Origin of the sequence: Bacteroides celer, assembly GCF_002632415.2 — a bacterium.
Taxonomy (GTDB): domain Bacteria; phylum Bacteroidota; class Bacteroidia; order Bacteroidales; family Bacteroidaceae; genus Bacteroides.
In genome coordinates this window covers 1,843,345-1,862,536 of the sequence record NZ_CP178209.1, presented here as the reverse complement: position 1 = coordinate 1,862,536, position 19,192 = coordinate 1,843,345, and the positions used below count along the sequence as shown (strand labels likewise).

Sequence of the window (19,192 nt, the reverse complement as noted above, 5' to 3'; positions counted from 1 at the left end):
CTTTTCGATTCATAATTTGTTACGTTTTCTATTTTTTATTAATAGCAAATAATTCTTGTTCCAACTTTAGATGCAACATCTCTTGAATACTAAAAAAAGATTGGTTACAGTCTCGAATACTAAATGACAAAATGCCACTGTCTTCACATTTCTCCGCAGCAGTCTTCTTCATTGGAGCATCGGTCACAAATAAAGCTTTGCAGGCCATGCCACCATAATTTTTCACAGCAGTTCTGAATTTATCAATGTCTGTAATGTCGCTTATCTGAGTTTTACATTCCACAAACAAAAGGCGATTGCCCGTATTTATAATCAAATCAATCTCATTCTTCGGATTCCGCTCCGCATTATAAGGGAACTTGACATTCATGCGTATTTCCTTTGCATATTGCCATGTAGAAAGCAGACTCGCAACTTCATATTCAAACCAACCTGTATGAAAAAACAGATTAAATATATGCGGGGAAGTCAGCATGTCATTTAATTTTTCTGATTTATTATTTATCAGCAACATCTTGATTGTTGTTGTTTCCTTGTCCCATTCTATCTGACTACCGTCTTCCAAACTCCAACTGCCCAACTTCTTTTGTTTCAACTCATTCTCCCATTTTTTATTTGGAATAGAAAAAGCATTAAATTTTTCATAAGAATGACGACGAAGTTTTTTGATTCTATTAATACAGTTTTTATCAGCCTCTGTATAATCTTGATATAACAAATAGGATTCTGCTTTCGTTCCATTCAAACGGAGCACAGAATCGGTATCAAACGAAACAACAGATTGATACTTCTCCAAAGTAACAAGATTGCAGACACAATTATTTTGATCGATATAAATCAGTTTGGCATTGGAATATCGCTTAAAATATTCATAAAAAGCTATAGACCATAGTTTAGTTCCACCGGTTATATTAACCGTATAAATATCATCCGAAGAAAGTCGTGTAAAGTTCTTTTCCAACTGATGATAGATGCTCTGAATATCAACAGGATCAAATTCCAGCAAATGAGTAGGAACATCAATCTCTTGTTGTATGCGTTCCGCTTCTTCTCTCGACTGAGAAGAATGAATCAATATAATCCCATCCGGATTTAGATCTGCAATACCCAAATACACAGGATAAGATTGACCACCGATTAAAGAAATATGAATATGAGCCATTATTCAGTTAGTATTGACAGTTTCACAAATCCAAGTACATCACACTCTTCATCAACACGCCTTGTTTTTGGAAAATGAAATTGCGTATATCTTTGATTGTTACGACGAGCCGCAGGAACAACTGTTGTTTCAAAAGTTCTCCAATTTTCAGTCCAGGCACCGGTTATAAAACGCCAACCGGATCCAGCACCTACACGCAAAACACACTCTTTATCAGGCTGACATTGTTCTACTTCCGCCAATAATTGTCTCATTCTTTCCAAATAGTCATCCACTTTACCGCTATCATCTTTGTCTTGCCGTTCCATCCAGTATGAGATTTCTTGTTTTATCAAATTCTTTGTATACTGATTAATCGTTTGAAACAATTCAGGCAATGTATGCATACACTCAGGCAACAAAGCGGTAGCAACTTTTGCTCTCTCATAAAGTTCGGTTTTCAACCTCAATTCAAAAATCGCTTCATCATCCGGAGACAACACCTCCAGCAATTGTGACTTCGTCATATCCCCAAAACCGGCTTTCTCTCGCTCATTAATATTCACCATGCGAACAGCCGCCTCATAATTTTTCCCGAAAAAAGCATCACCAACATGCAAGAAACGAAACACATCAGAATTAGCATCCTTTCCAAAGAACTTTTGTTCTATTATTTTTGCTGTCACTTTACCTGATTTATTTCTAGCATATTGTTCCAAATCGTCTCTTTCTTTGCAACAACTTGCCAAAACAGCCGTTCGAATCGCTCCTTTTATAGAACTGCCCGGAATATAAGGTCTACCCAATCCGTCATGAATATATTCTTTCAGCGTATCTGTCGGCTTTATCTCATTTGCCCATGACAAGATGATACGACGAGAATACTGTTCAAGTTTCGCTGAGGGAGCATACTGCTTCACTATTTGGTCCGTAGAACGTCCCCCATCAATCGCTGTTACCCATGCGTCCAGATTTTTTTCTCCAATTAGTGCCAATACTTGTTTTGGTTCTACAATGCCTATGATAGAATCACCGTCCGCATCTTTTCCCCGAACAAAATCATTTCCATATTGAAACGTCTCTCCCGAACCAATATGAACGGATGTCAAGGTTTTTATTTTTATTTGACTCATAGCTAATTCAATTTAACAGGTAAGCAAAATGGACGTCCACTGCGCAAAACCGTATGCATCCGCTCGTCATTCCAATTGGGTCGCAAATCCACAATCTTGCCTTTTAATGGCTGAGTAGTGGGAAATACCGAACCTACCCCAAACGCATATATAGATTTCTTACGCAAATGGCGCAAACTCTCTTCCCGGCTTCCTGCCATATACCCACCACGTAATAACAGCGTATACTTTGATTGTGACAAATTCAAAAAACCGGTTTCATCTTTTGTCGGAATATATAAAGACAACAATTGCATAGCATTTGCATCTCTGACACTTTCAATAGAAAGAGTACTTGTTTCAACAGAGAATTTTCCTCCTCCTATATTTTTGTCCGTTCCCAGTCCCGTCTCTCCCAAAAGAATAAACAACTGGATTATTTCATCCAACAATTCATCCTTTGCATCTGTCAAACAGTACAATCCGGCTTTTCGGTCAAAGAATTTCCAATCAAAAAAGAAAGGTTCAGCATCTTCTGAAGCTCTGGATACACTAACCCTTTCGCTTACTTGCGATTTACACACAGAAATACCATCTTCTTTCTTCAACAACAAATCTCCTTGAATCTGTTGGATGGTTTCTAACTCCAACGTTTCTCCTCTCGACAATTTTTGCCAAAGTTCAGATTCTATATAGTGGATTTTCTTCAAACTCTTCCGATATTCGGATTCCGCTTTTCCTTTCACGACAATCTTTATTTTTCCCTGCATTTTAGGAAGAAAATAACGGTTCTCATAAAAAGGAAAAGCTGAGCTCAACAGAAAAGAAGAAAGAAAAGATTCTAAATTCTCCGTCTGCCCCATCTGCACCCTCATTGCCGCTAAAGCAGATAAAAGAGTATCCGAATGTAAGTCAGAAGCCGAGAAATCATAGTTTTCCTTTCCCGTACCGATATGCAAAGGAGAAAAATGAGTCATTCTTATAACGGTAAACGTAGCCATAATCAATACGTTTTAAATTCTTCCTTTACAATTTTTACCGAAACCTGTCCATAGCCACGTGATCCGTTTCCTCCCAAATAATCATCTTCCAAAAGACTGATGGCTTGAGCCACCGTTGCTTTTAAAGAAGATTCATCTTCTCCTTCAAAAACATTCAGAACCATATTCAGTTTGAACTGGGCACCTGCCGGAACACGCTCGAATGTACGCGGATTTGCCTTTGCTGTAATCCGATCTATCGCAACCTCCGTCTTACTTTCCGTATAGGGAAGATCCGTATGGCTGAAATCCGGAACATCTTTCCGAGTTAATCCATACAGATTCAATTCATCCTCTGTGTCCAGCTCCGTAATCATCACTGAATCTCGTACAATCAAACGGGATGGATGTCCACCTGCATCAGCCGAGACACCAAACAATGCACCTGCCTTTGTATCTACTCTGTTTGTTGGTTTACCACCATTCGTTTCTCCATTTAGAATCTCTACCAAAGCACGCATCTTCCCTTTCAACGAACTTCCTGGTATATATGGGATGTTATCAATCGGATTGCGTACTACAAAGTTATCAGGACCGCCTATATTCAAAGACGCGTTTGTTCCACCAATATGTAAACCGGTCTTCAATGTGATAATTCCGGTATAAACTATTTTCTTTTCCAATTTTATTGTTGCCATGATCTAGTGTATTAAATTATATTTGTCAATCTCCTCCATTCGCTTTGTGATAAGCCAGAATAGCTTCCAACAGGTTACAAAAATTATGATATGTTTTTTGATCCGACACATCTTTGGCTGACCTGTCAAAGATGAATTTAAACAACTGTAAACCCTTATTTTTGTTATCCCGTCCTAAAGCATAAGCGACTTTAGGCTTCAATAAATAAAAAGAGGCTTTTTCTTTCTCAAATTCGCCCATTTGAATGCGCTTGATTTCTCCATAGATACTACGAATCTTTGAATTAGTCAATTTATTATCAGCCATATATTTCCCCATTTTATCCGCAAATTCCGGCAATAGGGCATCCGCTTCGTTAGTTATCCACTCCGCCTTATAACCTGCACTCTCAAATACGTATTTAGGATCCGCAGCTTGATTCTCATTTGAATATCCACCTTGCCTATCCGATGAATATTTTTTCGTTTTTTGATAATTGTCTCCCATCATAAATTTATTTTTTAAACGTTATTACTACTTTTCTGTCTAATCTCTAATTCTGCCCACCGACATGCCATTGCCCATAGTTCCAGCAAATGATAATCGGTCTCTATCGGTTGTCCGTTCAGTGATCCGTTGTTTGTACAAACTTCTGTTTTACAACAATTAATCATATTTCTCACTGATAGATCCGATATGCGGCTGCACATTCGGCTTAAATCATAAGTTATCATCCAATAAGTCTTTATGGCTTTTATTTTATGATTTTCCATTTCCGCATTGGCCAAATGACTTAAAACTTTTGATATGAAAGATTTAGGCAACTGGTTCTTTGCACTGGCTGCTACTATTTCATCTTTCAAAGATTGTACCTGCGGAAATTCACGTTCCCAATTCAAAGGCATACCCATAAATGAAACCGAATTTTTCGTCTGTCTGGAGTTTTGATGTCCTTTAGCCCTTTTTTCTTCTCCATCGCTCTCTTCTGCACCTTTCATGATGGGGAATTTGGGAGAAACAATAGCAATGCCCCCCGATAGCGAGAATACTGGATTTTCGCAGGTAAACTGTTTGAAATCATCACGGATACGTTCTGCTATTTTAATCGTAATTTCCCAACTACCTACAATAAAGACATCATCACCACCACTATATATAATGAAGGATTGCTCAGGAAAATTCTCTTTCCAAATTGTATTCAGGTATCCGGAAAAGAAATAATCAAACGAACGACTTAATGCCGCATATCTTGACAAGGTTGCTCGCCCCGGAAGGATTCCCTGTTGGAAAATTTGACCCAAATTATCTACATCCATTCGCAAAACACCTAATCTTTTGAAAGCATCTTTCGCTATGTGCTTGTTACACATATCCTCAAATGTTGGCATTTCCTTCTCTCCTATTTCATTTCCACCGTAGAATTCCAAACCATAAATGTTATTGATTCCGTCAATTTTGCTCATAAAATCGCAATTCCCATTTTTCCCATTCAACGTGATAACAGAAACCTTATCGGCAGAAGCACGAAGTTGCTTCTGCATCGCATGCAAGTCTTCTTTCTGAAGGAAATAATAATAAAAACCCAAACCACCAGGTTCTATCATTTTCTTATCCGCCCAGTAGGCAATCGGTTCTGTCGAGATAACCATTATTTCAGATTCCCTCAAAACACGCCCCAATACAATCTGATCTTTTGTTATTTGCTTCAACGGCTTCAATTCTCCTTCCGACACATATTTTTCACCTGGCAGGAAATCTTCTCCTGTCACGACATCTCGTCCCACGGTATCATCATGTTCAATAGACATAAAGAACGCCTCGTAATGTTCTTCTATTTGTGATGCAAATTTGGCACATTTTTTCTGTTCCCGTTTTTCAAACAACTCCTTCCACACTTTTTGCAGATTTTCTCCATTAGCATGAATCAACGCATCCTTAGACACAGGGACACTATCAATAGCCACAAACAATGCGGTTCCATGTATTTTAAACAACTGCTGTTCAATCTTCTTCACGGCTTTTTCTAATCTGGCCTTCGTTGCTGTAGTATCAGGCGCAATCATATAAAATCCTCCACCGGAATTATAAACGACATTTGCCTGAAACAATCCTAATTCTTTCAACAAAAAGCGGACAATAGAATCGGACAGTATACGCAAATAGAAAGAACGCCCTTTCAAATTCTTACCAGCATATTTAGAGACAACCTGATAAATGTAAGATTGTATGCCACTCAAATCCGCTCCTATTAACAAAAAAGGATTTTCCGGTTTTTCCTCGGACTGTCGAACATCATACAAACATACAGCCAACGCAGCGGTCATCCTCAAATGATCGTACAAAGACACATCCGGGGAATTGATGGTACTGGCAGGAATACAAGTTGTATATTTAAACAAAAGGTTTAATAGAGTTTCAGAGAATGCATGATAAGTGTTCGCCTGAATAAATTTAAATTCATTCAGAAACTGCCCCCACAGTTTCGAATAATCAGGATCCCCCTCCGATTTGCCTGACTGCGGAAAGCATCTTTTGTGCAAAGAAAGACTTTCTACAGGCAAATAATGCCATTGATATTTTTCATTCTCCAATTCCGCCTTAGACAATCCGATGGTTTCTAAGACTGAAATCATCCGTTTCTTCTTGAAAGCATCCCAATTCGTATTCTCATCCTGTTCGTCTCGCAATGCAATTTCCGAATTTCTATCCATACCGGAAGAAAGACAATCGGCTTCTTTAATCAGTGCTCCCCATTCTGATAGCTGCTCATTTGACAAATGATGTCCGGCAGCCAAATTTACCAGATTATTTTTATTCGTCCAATCATCAAAGTCCTCCTTTACCAATTTCTGAAAAACCGATTTATATTCATCTATAAATTGCGCTGTCCATAAAACGTGTTTATGAGAATAACGTCCGTTAAACAAAGGACAAAAAGAACTTTCATCCTTACAATGTTCCTTCAAGTATCTACTTGTTTTCACAGAACCGGTATCTGCTCGCTGATAGAACTTTCCTATATCATGCAGCAAAGCGGCTAAATAAATATGTTCTCTCATTGTTTTCATTCATTTATCATTATTGTTTCATTACGTACATGAGTGATGACTCCATAGCCAATGCTGGCATTTTTTCCGATACCAATATAATCAGGTAAAGACATATTAGTAACAAACTCAATATCAAATGCCATTAATTTAATGCCCTTATTTTTAATCAAGAAAGGATCATGCAAGGATGTCAGCTTACACTGAATTTCTTTCTCCACATAAATCCCCATCCCTTTCGAAAAAGACAAAAGATTGGCTATCAAAATACTCTCCAAAAAAGAAATCTTTTCTGATATGCCTTCCATTGATTTATATCTCTGGTAATTTTCCGAATTAAGAGGTAACCATCTGCGAATACGATACTTAAACATCGAGTTCCATGTCTGAACCAAACATTTTCTGGGCAATACGGATCCTAATTCCATTTTCACATAGCGATTGCCTAGATTAAAAGTAAAAGTTCCTTCTGAAAAAAACTGACCAATAGCTTCCGTTCCTTCTTTCAAACAAACAATAGCCGCTTTTCCCTGAATCCTTTTATATTGTATCAACGGATAAGAATAGCGAAATGATGATTCGTCAACATGATTATGAAATAAAACATTCGCTTCGCCGTGCAAAGCATGAAGAATTGCACCTCTGAAAAACGGTATTTCCAACAAAGAAATTTCATTTTTAAACCGTATAACTAATATATGTATATCGTTCTGCATATTATAATAGATTTGTCAGGACCAGCATTTTTCATATTTTTAAATTCACTTACAAATATAAAGTTTATGCGATAATAAACAACCTTTTATTCCATTTTTATCTCAGGAATAATTCAGGACTTGCACCCGTTAGAATACACCTATACTGGGTGAACAAAAAATCCGAACCGCTAAAAACGGTTCGGAAGTATAGTTTTGTCATAGAAGCCAATGATTGATTATTTGCTTCGTATGAATCATTCTGTAGATAGAGATGAATATTTACGGATATTTTTTATTGGTGCTCCGCTGGCAATTTCTTCATAATATTCTCGATTTATTTATTGTATGTGATTCTATATCTACTCTCTTTTACCCAATCAGTTTGTTCATTTGGCATAGCCACATTATAATACTCTGTAATAGAAACGGGGAAAGCATCATCATTCGTAGTATATACATACTTAGACGTTTCTTTCGACGCTCCAGTCCATGCAATAATCTTTTCCACCATATTCGTAGAACGTTTCCCTGTATATCCTAGCATCGGGAACATTTTATTTGTATCGCCTGTTGCAAAATCAAATCCTTCTGAGTTCAACGCAATTATCCAGTTCAAATCCAGATTGGTTTTATTCAATACACTTCCATATTGTGCTCTGTCAATCGCATCAGGATTAGAAGTACCATATCCATCTCCCCACCAAACCGATACAAGGTTGCCATTCGACCATATCAAGCGTTCTTCTTCAGAGTCAGAATCTTCCACACGAACGGAACGTTCAAGATAACCATAGGCATTATACTCTAAAGAATAAGTGAAGGTATATTCTTCCACTTTATCTTTGCACTCATAATCTCTACCCGTACCTGAAACAGCACGACAGTTTTCATCGAGCGTAATAGAACCGGTGGGTTTGTAAGGAGATGTAACACCATCCTCTACATCTGTCTGCTCATAAGAGACCTTATCATTGTCATAAGTGAAGACTATCGTTGAAACAGTTGTTATTTTTTCTCCTTCAGAGGTTTCATCTTCTTCTGTAACTACCATTCTCGTAAGCCGCTTCTGATCGTCGTAAGTAAAATCAACGACATCAGTACCATCAAACTCACCTGTATAAATATAATTATCAATTTCAATTTTCGTAATAAGTTTATCCGTTGAGACATCCGGACCATCCGGAGATTCTGGCGTCGTCCCGTCCTCTTTGGTTCCCTTCTGTTCTACAACAATCACAATCGTGGTATCTCCGCAAACAATACGGATTTCAGCCTTGCGGCTCTGTCCCGTCAAGTTCGGTTGCAATGTCATGATCAATGTAAACTCACCCGCACCTCCCGAATAAGCACTCAATTCCACCCAATCCACACGACCGGCAGCCGCTTTGGTGGTTGCCACTTCGGTAATAGTAGCCGTCCATGCTTCGGTAGCTGTGAATTTGATACCGTTGTTTGGAGTCGTCTCGTCGGCAAAGACTGTTTGTGTGGTTTGTGTACCTCCAGTCAGTTCAATTGTTTTTGAAGATTCGTCGTCTCCATCACTGCAACTTGCCATTGCTACGCCAATGGTCAACAAAGCTAAAAATAAGCTTTTCTTTAGTTTCGTCATTTCAAAAAAATTTGTATTCCGCGTTCCCCCGGAATATTACAAAAAACAGAAAGCGCGGAACTGCGTGCTATCACTTGTTTCTGAAGGTCCTAGGAAAACCCAAACGTACAAATGAATAGACAGCAGACCCACGCCTATACGACGTGAGAACCGACTATGCCATTCTTGTACGTTTTGAAAATTTCCTAGGTTTTCAGAAACAAGAATGAAGCACAACGCTTCTTACAATTTCTTCTTTAAATAAATATATAAAAGTCCATCACTACAGACTTTGTTCACAAATGTATGATTTTTTATTATAAACACAAAGATATGCAAAGGAATCTTTCATCCAAATACAGAAAAAGAGATAAGACAAATACACTCTCAACCTGACTAAATCAATCAACTTCCTTTCAGAATCAGTACATCATTGCTCTTTACCTCATTCATTATTACTCCTCCCCTAGTCTATTAACAAATAAATTATTCTTTATTACTGATAAACTTGCTTTTGACGAACAGATAACTTACCTTTGTGTAATAGCAAACTATAAATGAAAGTTTTGATTATAAAAACAGAACTTTCATTTTTATAAACGCAAGTTGCATTTATAAAAACAAAACTTCCGTTTACAGTTTACATTTAACCCAAAGGAACTTTTCTATTAGAGGAAAGGAAGTTTACTTCCAATAGAAAAGAACTTATCTATTAATACTTTAAACAACAGATAGTATGGCACGATACATTATGGAGGAGATGCCCGACATACGAAAGACGGGCAAAAGAATTACATATCCGAAGTTTGCACGGATAGACAATGCAAGCATAAAAGAGTTAGCACGACGGGTGGGCGATGTCAGCGGCTTCAGTGCCGGAGACATAGAAGGCGTACTGCTTCAGACAGCTATTGAAATGGCACACCTGATGGCAGAAGGACGCTCGGTAAAGATAGACGGGATAGGTACATTCACTCCATCGCTCACCTTAGGCAGAGACAAGGAACGGGAAGATGCGGAAGAAGGTGGAAAACACCGTAACGCACAAAGTATTTTTATAGGAGGTGTTAATTTCCGGGTAGACCGAGAAATGGTAAGAAATATCAGCGATAGATGCCGGTTGGAAAGAGCTCCTTGGAAAAAGCAAAAATCCTCGAATAAATTCACACCGGAACAACGACTGGCATTAGCCCTAAAGTATCTGGACGAACATCCTTTCCTGACCGTTTGGGAATATCGGAAACTAACCGGATTGCTACAAACAGCAGCAACCACTGAACTAAGACAGTGGGGACATCAACCGGATTCTGGAATAGAAATCACTGGAAGAGGAGCACACAGGGTATATATAAAGAAAAAATAGTCGAATGAAGGGGATAACAGTATGAGAAATACCTCGAAAATAGATGAGAAATAACAGTTTTGAGGCCTATTTCACTAAAGAAGCTATGAGAAATAGGCTTTCTCAAAACATTTCTCATTCAGTAATCAACTGGTTATAAGATTATTATAAAACAATTATGAGAATATGAGAAATGAAAATCATTTTTCTTATTCTGGAGAAGCGATTGCACGAGAGAAAAAGACAAACTTACAGGCTTTTACTATGATGTCCAGCGAAACGCATAAATACCTGTGACAATCCTCCCTCCTGCCCTTGCAGCTGCACAAAGTTAAATTCGCGCAGCATTGGCATTCCTTTTATTTCGACTACACGGAGATTGCCAGCTACAAGCTCTTTATGCACCGAACGGATAGAAACAATTCCCATACAGTCCGTATGTTCCAAAAAAAGCTTGATACTCTCTGTACTACCGAGATACATCAATACATTTAAAGAAGAAAGTTTGAGATTATGTTGCAATAAGGCACGTTCAAACACATCTAATGTACCGGAGCCCCTCTCCCGCAAAACCAAAGGAATATTCAGCAAATCTTCCGGAGTAATCTCATCCGTGACAGCTAATTTACTCTGTGTATGCACCACGGCAACCAGTTCGTCTTGCAAAAATGGAGTATATTTCAGATTAGGTAAGCGGAAGATCCCTTCGACCAGTCCCAAATCAATCCGATGCTCTTGCAAGGCAGCTTCCACTCCCCGGGAATTTCCATTAATCAAAGAAAGATTGATCTGCGGAAACTTAGCTATAAAGTTCGCTAACAGAGGAGGAAGTACATATTGCGCAATCGTAGTACTGGCCCCCAATTTCAGTTCGCCGATATATTCATTATGCAACAGATGCATCTCATATTCTAATTGTTTATAATCGTCCAGGATTTTCTCGCTGTGTTTCAACAGCAATTCTCCGGCCTTAGTCAGTGAGATTTTGCTCCCTTGACGGTCGAACAAACGAGCTTGATAGTAAGTCTCCAGCTCCTGAATATGTTTGGTAATAGCAGGTTGGCTGACAAACAATTCTTGCGAAGCCTTCGTAAAGCTTAGATTCTTCGCTACGCTCTGAAATACTTTTAAACGAAAATCGGACACGGCAATTATGATTAACAGTTAAGAAATCAATGACGAACAATGAATTACAGAAAGAATAAAAGCACAATAGTTATTGCAATTCTTCCGCTTTTATCCCCAACGCCTGCATGACAGGGAAAGCCAGCATATCCCATTTATAATCCACCGGAAGTTCCGGCTCATTCATACGGAATTGAATGACCTCTTTGCCTTTCACTTCATGCAAAGCATCAGTCACTTTCTTTCCATACTCCTCATTGAAAGAAATAACGATCATCCTTTTCACGTCTGCCGAATCGGAAACGATAGAGAGTAAATCCAAAAACAAATCTTCTCTTGACACCATTCCTTCCGAGGGGACGCTAGCAAAAGAATATTCACCATAAGGACTCTGAAACGCAACTCCATTCAATTCTTCCTGCAAATCGGAAGGTTGGCAATATTGCAATCGACTGGATTCTTTATCATACACAAAAAGAAATTGCACCTCGTTCTTCCCTTCTGTAATCCCTGCATCCAAGGTTATATAGGTGGTCAACATCGAAAGGTCTATCTCTTGTAAAGAACGATGCAAAATCTCTTCAAAATATCCTTTTATATCCGTTATTACAAAATTCAAAAAAGCAGCGTCAATCAACACCACTGTTTCAGCAAGTTTTATTTGGGGCTTATCACTCATATACCATCTATATTATTACAGCGGATAAAGATACTACAATACTTTTATTTATCCACTTTTCAATATTTATTTTCTTTCATCACAGGCTAAGATTACACAAACAAGCGTATCAGGTAACAAATGATATTTTATAGCAAATTCGTCAGTTACTCCCAGATAAAAAGGTCATTTTGTCCTTTAACTCCTTAATACTCATGCCATTTTGTCATATTTTTATACTTGGCAAATCTTTTGCACCCTCTTAGGTGTTATTAAAAACGTGAAATAAGAAAGGAGAACAAAGATATGAACTTTAACAATTTTACCATTAAATCTCAAGAAGCGGTACAGGAGGCCGTAAACCTGGTACAAAGCCGGGGACAACAAGCCATTGAACCTGTCCACATCATGCAGGGAGTAATGAAGGTGGGTGAAAATGTCACTAACTTCATCTTCCAGAAACTTGGCATGAACGGGCAGCAGGTAGCTCTTGTTGTCGACAAACAGATCGACTCCCTGCCAAAAGTATCCGGCGGAGAACCGTATCTGAGTCGTGAATCTAACGAAGTATTGCAGAAAGCAACACAGTATTCTAAAGAAATGGGCGATGAGTTTGTTTCATTAGAGCATATCATACTAGCATTGCTGACTGTGAAAAGTACCGTCTCCACTATCTTGAAAGATGCCGGTATGACGGAAAAAGAATTACGCAATGCCATCAGCGAGTTGAGGAAAGGAGAAAAAGTAACGTCACAATCTAGTGAAGATACTTATCAATCATTGGAAAAGTACGCTATCAACCTGAACGAAGCTGCCCGTAGCGGAAAACTGGATCCTGTAATTGGACGTGATGAAGAAATCCGCCGGGTACTCCAGATATTGAGTCGCCGTACAAAGAATAATCCGATTCTAATCGGTGAACCGGGAACTGGTAAGACAGCAATCGTAGAAGGCTTGGCACATCGTATCCTTCGAGGAGATGTACCTGAAAACCTGAAAAACAAACAGGTCTATTCACTGGATATGGGAGCATTGGTTGCCGGTGCAAAGTATAAAGGTGAGTTTGAAGAACGACTGAAATCAGTTGTCAATGAAGTGAAGAAATCAGAAGGTGATATAATTCTGTTCATTGATGAGATTCATACACTGGTAGGAGCCGGAAAGGGTGAAGGCGCCATGGATGCTGCAAACATTCTAAAACCTGCCTTAGCTCGTGGAGAATTACGTTCTATCGGAGCAACAACCCTCGACGAATATCAAAAGTACTTCGAAAAGGACAAAGCTTTGGAGCGTCGTTTCCAAATCGTACAAGTGGATGAACCGGACAACTTGAGTACCATTTCTATCCTTCGTGGACTGAAAGAGCGTTACGAGAACCATCACCATGTGCGTATCAAAGATGATGCCATCATTGCAGCCGTCGAATTGAGTAGCCGTTATATTACCGATCGTTTCCTGCCGGATAAAGCCATTGACCTGATGGATGAAGCTGCAGCCAAACTGCGTATGGAGGTAGATTCTGTTCCTGAAGAACTGGATGAAATCTCCCGCAAAATCAAGCAGCTGGAAATCGAACGGGAAGCTATTAAACGTGAAAACGATAAACCGAAACTGGAAATCATCGGTAAGGAGCTTGCCGAACTGAAAGAACAGGAAAAGTCCTTTAAAGCCAAATGGCAGAGTGAAAAAACACTGATGGATAAAATCCAGCAGAATAAGGTTGAGATAGAGAATCTTAAATTTGAAGCAGAAAAAGCTGAACGTGAAGGTGACTATGGTAAAGTAGCCGAAATCCGTTACGGTAAACTTCAGGCTTTGGACAAAGAGATAGAAGATACTCAAAAACAGCTACGTGATATGCAAGGCGATAAAGCCATGATTAAGGAAGAGGTAGATGCTGAGGACATTGCCGATGTTGTTTCCCGTTGGACAGGTATTCCTGTCAGCAAGATGCTGCAAAGTGAAAAGGATAAACTATTGCACCTGGAAGAGGAACTTCATCAACGTGTAATCGGTCAGGATGAAGCGATTGAAGCCGTGGCAGATGCCGTGCGCCGTAGTCGTGCCGGATTACAGGATCCGAAACGTCCGATTGGCTCGTTCATTTTCCTCGGAACCACCGGTGTAGGTAAGACCGAACTGGCGAAGGCATTGGCAGAATTCTTGTTCGATGACGAAACGATGATGACTCGTATCGACATGAGCGAGTATCAGGAAAAGCACAGTGTTTCCCGTTTAGTCGGAGCGCCTCCGGGATACGTAGGTTATGATGAAGGCGGTCAGCTGACAGAAGCCATACGTCGGAAACCTTACTCTGTTGTCCTGTTTGACGAGATAGAAAAAGCTCATCCGGATGTTTTCAATATCCTGTTACAGGTATTGGATGACGGACGACTGACTGACAATAAAGGAAGGGTGGTCAACTTCAAAAATACAATCATCATCATGACTTCGAATATGGGTAGTTCTTATATACAAAGTCAGATGGAGAAGTTGCACGGTTCCAATAAAGAAGAAGTGATTGAAGAAACGAAGAAGGAAGTCATGAATATGTTGAAAAAGACGATTCGCCCGGAATTCCTGAACCGTATTGATGAAACGATCATGTTCTTACCATTGAATGAAAAGGAAATCAAGCAGATCGTACTCTTACAAATCAAGGGAGTTCAGAAAATGCTTGCCGAAAACGGAGTGGAACTAAAACTCACGGAAGGAGCATTGGACTTCTTATCTCAAGTGGGATATGATCCTGAATTTGGAGCTCGTCCGGTAAAGAGGGCTATTCAACGTTATCTGTTGAACGATTTATCCAAAAAGTTACTTTCCCAGGAAGTCGACCGCAGCAAAGCAATTACCGTTGACGCTGGTGGAGACGGATTGGTATTCAGAAATTAAGAGTTTCCATTTAAATAGAATGCCGGTATGCTTGATAAGAAGCATACCGGTATTATTTATATCCCTGAATATGTAAATCTCCGGACTTCCGGTTGGCAATTCGGATGGCTCATTACCAAAACATAGGTACCCTGTTGAGGGATTTCCATAGTCAATGAAGGCAAAGCAAATTTATGTTTGCCTTTTAATTCTCCCTGTGAATCGTAAAGGAATACCATTGTACCTGCCAACAAACCTGTCAGGCATAATGTCCCTTTTTCATTGTCCAAACGGACGTTTACTTCTTTATTTGTTATTGTCTCCATACCCAATATTTACCTATCATTCTCAAGAATAGTGAACAGCGACAAAGATACATAAAAAGCATCATTATTTACAATATAAGTAGAAGATATTTATTATAGTAAAAGATAACCCAAATAATACTAATATTTTCCGAATTCACAAGCATTTATACAAAAAAAACATGATAACCACCTCAAATGATTATCATGTTTTTATTTCGTTTAAATAAACGATACAAATTATTCTGCAGTCACTTCTTCCTTAACTTCGCCTTCCGGTTTGAATTCTGTAATTCCATTAGAAATCAAGATGTTATACCAGGCTACCAATTTCTTGATATCGGCTACATATACGCGTTCACGATCAAAGTTAGGCAATACCTCAGCCAAGTATTCACGCAATTGTTCAGGTGTAGCCTTTTTAGGATCGATAGAAGCCTGCGCTGATTTTTCTTTCTCTTTTATATATTCCAGCACATCATACAAAGGAACTTCTGCATCGTCCGTGTACATTGCTATATCGGCCAAAGAAATAATTTTTTCATTACCATAAGCGGGGAAACGTTTCTTCTCAGCATTGACTGATTCAACAATCAACATATTTTTTCCTTGCGAAATAAGTTTGTATAATCCCGGTTTACCTGAGATAGACAAGATAGTCTTCAACATAGTATATATCCTTTTATTTATTAATTATTTTTTTGCGGAGCAAAGGTAATGATTATTTTTAGATAGCAAAGAAATAAGCTCCAAAACCTGCGGAATTAACGCTGTTTCATCATCATTGACTATCACGAAATCAGCATGACTTCTCTTAACTTCATCACTCATTTGTGCTTCAATACGCTTCATTACCTGTTCTCTCGATGAACAATCCCTCTTTATGGCGCGCTCCAGTCTCACTTCCAACGGCGCATACACCATAACCAGAAAATCAACTTCATTCCTGAAACCGGCTTCCACAAGTATGGCAGACTCCATACCGACCAATTGTTCACCCCCGAACCGGGCAGTCCACCGACGAAAATCTTCTTTCACCTGTGGATGAATAATTTCATTCACTTTCTGCACACGATCCGGATGACCGAACATATAGGATGCCAGCAAAGAACGATTCAACACACCATTTTGAAACATATTCTGACCGACCAGCGCACAAAGTTCCCGGCAAATCACCGGGTCTGTCTGCGTGATACGCTTTGCTTCTATATCTGAAATATAAACAGGAATTCCCATTATTCCAAATAGCCTGGAAACTACACTCTTTCCGCTACCGATACCACCGGTTATACCAATCTTAATCGACATTAGAAGTAATTTGTTCTATCAAGAAGTCTACTTGCTCAGGAACAATACGGATTTGATTGATTCCGCTCGGAAAGGACTTCAATTTAACCGTATATTTATCAGAACCGAGCTTCAACAACTCTTCGTAAGAAATATTGATGATAAAATCGCTTGCTTTTATGCTGCGAAACCGCTTCAACCCCACCTGAAAAGTAATCTGAACTTTGGAAGGGAAGGTACGCAATGCCTTATCGGCCGGGAAGTTAACTCCGTGCAATGGCACCTCTACTGTTTTCTCCGTATAAATATCTACCGGAAAGGTCATTTCTACCGAAGCCGGAACAAACTTCACCCCTCTTTCTGAATTCAGCGGAATTCGTCGCCGGGTTGTATCTGAAATATTCTCCAGATTTATCTTTTGAGTATATGCGGTGGTGATAGTATCCAGAATTCCTTCCGGAGCATAAACCAATACAGAGTCCGGATTGCAAATCGTATCTGATACATAATATTGAAGTCCGGCTGTCACTTTCCCCTGAAAGCGGACAGGTACTAACTTTGACTTTCCTTCAGAATAAATATACTCTAATGTATCCGGCTTGATTGAAAGTATTTTAGAGGACACATTCAATTGGCTCAATATCTTTTTCTCAAAATCAGATGCGTAAATCTTCACATGATTATCTTTTCCTTTATAATCAAGAAAACCTAGATTTACCGGAAAAAAACTTTTCCCCAGCATATAATTGAGAAGCACCGTACCTTTATCTTTCACTCTGACTCGAAGTTCGGAAGGTGGTTCTGAAGTCAGCACTACATTATTGGGAACATCTTTCATTCGTACCGGAATGGAGAACTCCGCTTCATAGTCACTATTCAGAGTCTGAAGCAGCCAAAATCCACCGGCTATCAGGAAGAAAAATAAAAAAATTAAGAACTCTCTGCTCTTATCACTGAGCAGAAAATCCTTAATTTTCTTTGATAGTTTTAAATATGTATATTCTATTTTCCTACGATCAAACATAGGCACTTATTTATCAACTATTATTTAGATTGATTGCTAGCAGCTGAAGCATCAGCGAAAATAGAATTCTTGTCTATTTTAATCCTTACATTAGAAGCAATTTCAAGTACTATATAATCGTCAGTAATTTCCTTGATTGTTCCGTGGATACCACCTGCAGTAATCACATTCTGATTTACCTGAAGAGATTTACGGAAATTTGCTATTTCTTTTTGCTTCTTATTCTGAGGACGGATCATAAAGAAATACATGATAACAAACATAGCTATCAGCATGATCCACATCATACTTCCACCTCCGGCAGCACCGGCAGGAGCTTGCAATAATACAGTCAATACGTTCATAAATAATCTGTTTTAGTTTCTACTATATGGACAAAGGTATCAGTTTTTAGTCAACTTACCTTCTTTTTTTAATTGATTAACTATTCCATCCAGCGTACCGTTGATAAAGCTACCGCTTTTAGCTGTGCTATACAACTTCGCTATCTCTACATATTCATTTAACGAAACACTGACCGGAATGTTCGGGAAACTAAGAATTTCTGCTAATGCAGTCTGCATAATGATAACGTCCATAAATGCAATACGGTCCAGATCCCAATTTTTTGTATTCTCACTAACTAAATGACGGTAATAGTCGGAATTCAAAATAGTACGACGGAACAGACGACGTGCAAACTCTTGATCTTCGTCATCCTTAAATTCCGGAAGCAGTTCCTGGTTGGCACCCTTCTTTTCATCAAAACGTTTGATCGTTTTCAGGACGAATGTATCTACAATTTCTTTGTCATCATTCCAATACAGACTCTGATCTTCCAATACCTGATCGAGAGAATCATTATTAAAGATGTATGTTTTATAGAGTTTTCTCCATAATTCACGATCGGCCTCGTATGAGTGGTCGTCAGAAGCCATATAATCTTTATAGATATCGGTTTCTACAATTTTCTCATAAAGTTCCTTGATGAAGTCCTGGTCGTTTGCCCAGGTTCTTTTTTGATTGGCTATAAACTCTACCAATTGCTTATTGACTTCCAATTGAGCAATAAATTTGTTATCCACGAATTTCTTGTTGGGGTACAACTCTTCTTTCGTAGGTGCCAATTTAGCTTTTGCCGCATCAATACGTTTTTGTGCATACTCTGTTAATGCTATCATCAGCATTAGCAAATAATTATAAAGGTCATACGCCTTTGAAAGACTAAAGAATAACTCTTTCTCCGCTGAGTCTAGATTTTTGCTGCCATTTTGATAATAGGCATATACTATTTGTATAATCTTAAGACGAATAAGAACTCTGTTGATCATAATTCAAATTAATACTGTTGTTA

General features: G+C 38.8%; 18 protein-coding genes. 2 read left to right on the top strand and 16 right to left on the bottom strand.

Annotated elements, in window-relative coordinates:
* Positions 1-28: 28 nt before the first annotated feature.
* The 8 genes from CJF29_RS07205 to CJF29_RS07170 all read right to left on the bottom strand — a co-directional run bounded on the left by CJF29_RS07205 (position 29) and on the right by CJF29_RS07170 (position 9,265).
* Positions 29-1,162 carry a Card1-like endonuclease domain-containing protein gene (locus tag CJF29_RS07205; RefSeq protein WP_099146940.1) on the bottom strand — a complete coding sequence of 378 codons (1,134 nt, stop codon included), beginning with the start codon at positions 1,160-1,162 and terminating at the stop codon, positions 29-31.
* A complete protein-coding gene (csm5, locus tag CJF29_RS07200) occupies positions 1,162-2,274 on the bottom strand; it encodes a type III-A CRISPR-associated RAMP protein Csm5 (protein ID WP_099146939.1) in 1,113 nt (370 codons plus the stop codon). The genes CJF29_RS07205 and csm5 overlap by 1 nt, the downstream gene beginning before the upstream one ends.
* Before the next feature lie 2 nt (positions 2,275-2,276).
* Positions 2,277-3,254 carry a type III-A CRISPR-associated RAMP protein Csm4 gene (gene csm4, locus CJF29_RS07195; RefSeq protein WP_099146938.1) on the bottom strand — a complete coding sequence of 326 codons (978 nt, stop codon included), beginning with the start codon at positions 3,252-3,254 and terminating at the stop codon, positions 2,277-2,279.
* Positions 3,255-3,256: 2 nt separating this feature from the next.
* A complete protein-coding gene (gene csm3 / locus CJF29_RS07190) occupies positions 3,257-3,931 on the bottom strand; it encodes a type III-A CRISPR-associated RAMP protein Csm3 (protein WP_099146937.1) in 675 nt (224 codons plus the stop codon).
* Between the two features lie 25 nt (positions 3,932-3,956).
* Positions 3,957-4,421: a type III-A CRISPR-associated protein Csm2 gene (gene csm2 / locus CJF29_RS07185; RefSeq protein ID WP_099146936.1), complete on the bottom strand. Its 465-nt coding sequence runs from the start codon at positions 4,419-4,421 to the stop codon at positions 3,957-3,959.
* An 11-nt stretch (positions 4,422-4,432) separates the two neighbouring features.
* Positions 4,433-6,979 carry a type III-A CRISPR-associated protein Cas10/Csm1 gene (cas10, locus tag CJF29_RS07180; protein WP_099146935.1) on the bottom strand — a complete coding sequence of 849 codons (2,547 nt, stop codon included), beginning with the start codon at positions 6,977-6,979 and terminating at the stop codon, positions 4,433-4,435.
* Positions 6,976-7,674, bottom strand: a complete 699-nt coding sequence (locus CJF29_RS07175) for a CRISPR-associated endonuclease Cas6 (RefSeq protein WP_099146934.1) — start codon at positions 7,672-7,674, stop codon at positions 6,976-6,978. Before CJF29_RS07175 ends, cas10 begins: the two co-directional genes overlap by 4 nt.
* 316 nt (positions 7,675-7,990) lie before the next feature.
* Positions 7,991-9,265, bottom strand: coding sequence for a BACON domain-containing protein (locus CJF29_RS07170; protein ID WP_099146933.1), 1,275 nt, complete (start codon positions 9,263-9,265; stop codon positions 7,991-7,993).
* A 715-nt stretch (positions 9,266-9,980) separates the two neighbouring features.
* Here CJF29_RS07170 and CJF29_RS07165 point away from each other — a divergent pair.
* Entirely contained in the window at positions 9,981-10,607 is a 627-nt protein-coding gene (locus CJF29_RS07165) for an HU family DNA-binding protein (RefSeq protein WP_099146932.1), read from the top strand.
* A gap of 228 nt (positions 10,608-10,835) precedes the next feature.
* Here CJF29_RS07165 and CJF29_RS07160 read toward each other — a convergent pair whose 3' ends face one another.
* Together CJF29_RS07160 and CJF29_RS07155 are read right to left on the bottom strand one after the other, a co-directional pair.
* A complete protein-coding gene (locus CJF29_RS07160) occupies positions 10,836-11,732 on the bottom strand; it encodes a LysR family transcriptional regulator (RefSeq protein WP_074635617.1) in 897 nt (298 codons plus the stop codon).
* Positions 11,733-11,802: 70 nt separating this feature from the next.
* Positions 11,803-12,390, bottom strand: a complete 588-nt coding sequence (locus tag CJF29_RS07155; protein WP_099146931.1) for a DUF6621 family protein — start codon at positions 12,388-12,390, stop codon at positions 11,803-11,805.
* A 285-nt stretch (positions 12,391-12,675) separates the two neighbouring features.
* On the opposite strand from CJF29_RS07155, the gene clpB reads away from it, so the two are divergent.
* Positions 12,676-15,264: an ATP-dependent chaperone ClpB gene (clpB, locus tag CJF29_RS07150; RefSeq protein ID WP_004302069.1), complete on the top strand. Its 2,589-nt coding sequence runs from the start codon at positions 12,676-12,678 to the stop codon at positions 15,262-15,264.
* A 56-nt stretch (positions 15,265-15,320) separates the two neighbouring features.
* On the opposite strand, the gene CJF29_RS07145 is transcribed toward clpB, so the two are convergent.
* The 6 genes from CJF29_RS07145 to nusB form a co-directional block, all read right to left on the bottom strand.
* Positions 15,321-15,569 (bottom strand): hypothetical protein, encoded by a 249-nt coding sequence (locus CJF29_RS07145; protein ID WP_004309790.1) that lies wholly within the window; start codon positions 15,567-15,569, stop codon positions 15,321-15,323.
* A gap of 219 nt (positions 15,570-15,788) precedes the next feature.
* On the bottom strand, positions 15,789-16,217 hold the full coding sequence (locus CJF29_RS07140) for a DUF5606 domain-containing protein (RefSeq protein ID WP_099146930.1): 429 nt from the start codon (positions 16,215-16,217) through the stop codon (positions 15,789-15,791).
* A 24-nt stretch (positions 16,218-16,241) separates the two neighbouring features.
* Positions 16,242-16,856, bottom strand: coding sequence for a dephospho-CoA kinase (gene coaE / locus CJF29_RS07135; protein ID WP_099146929.1), 615 nt, complete (start codon positions 16,854-16,856; stop codon positions 16,242-16,244).
* Entirely contained in the window at positions 16,846-17,859 is a 1,014-nt protein-coding gene (locus CJF29_RS07130) for a CdaR family protein (RefSeq protein WP_004309789.1), read from the bottom strand. The genes coaE and CJF29_RS07130 overlap by 11 nt, the downstream gene beginning before the upstream one ends.
* A 20-nt stretch (positions 17,860-17,879) precedes the next feature.
* Positions 17,880-18,203 carry a preprotein translocase subunit YajC gene (gene yajC / locus CJF29_RS07125; protein WP_074635624.1) on the bottom strand — a complete coding sequence of 108 codons (324 nt, stop codon included), beginning with the start codon at positions 18,201-18,203 and terminating at the stop codon, positions 17,880-17,882.
* Positions 18,204-18,242: 39 nt separating this feature from the next.
* Positions 18,243-19,169, bottom strand: coding sequence for a transcription antitermination factor NusB (gene nusB / locus CJF29_RS07120; protein ID WP_009000694.1), 927 nt, complete (start codon positions 19,167-19,169; stop codon positions 18,243-18,245).
* Positions 19,170-19,192 lie beyond the last annotated feature (23 nt).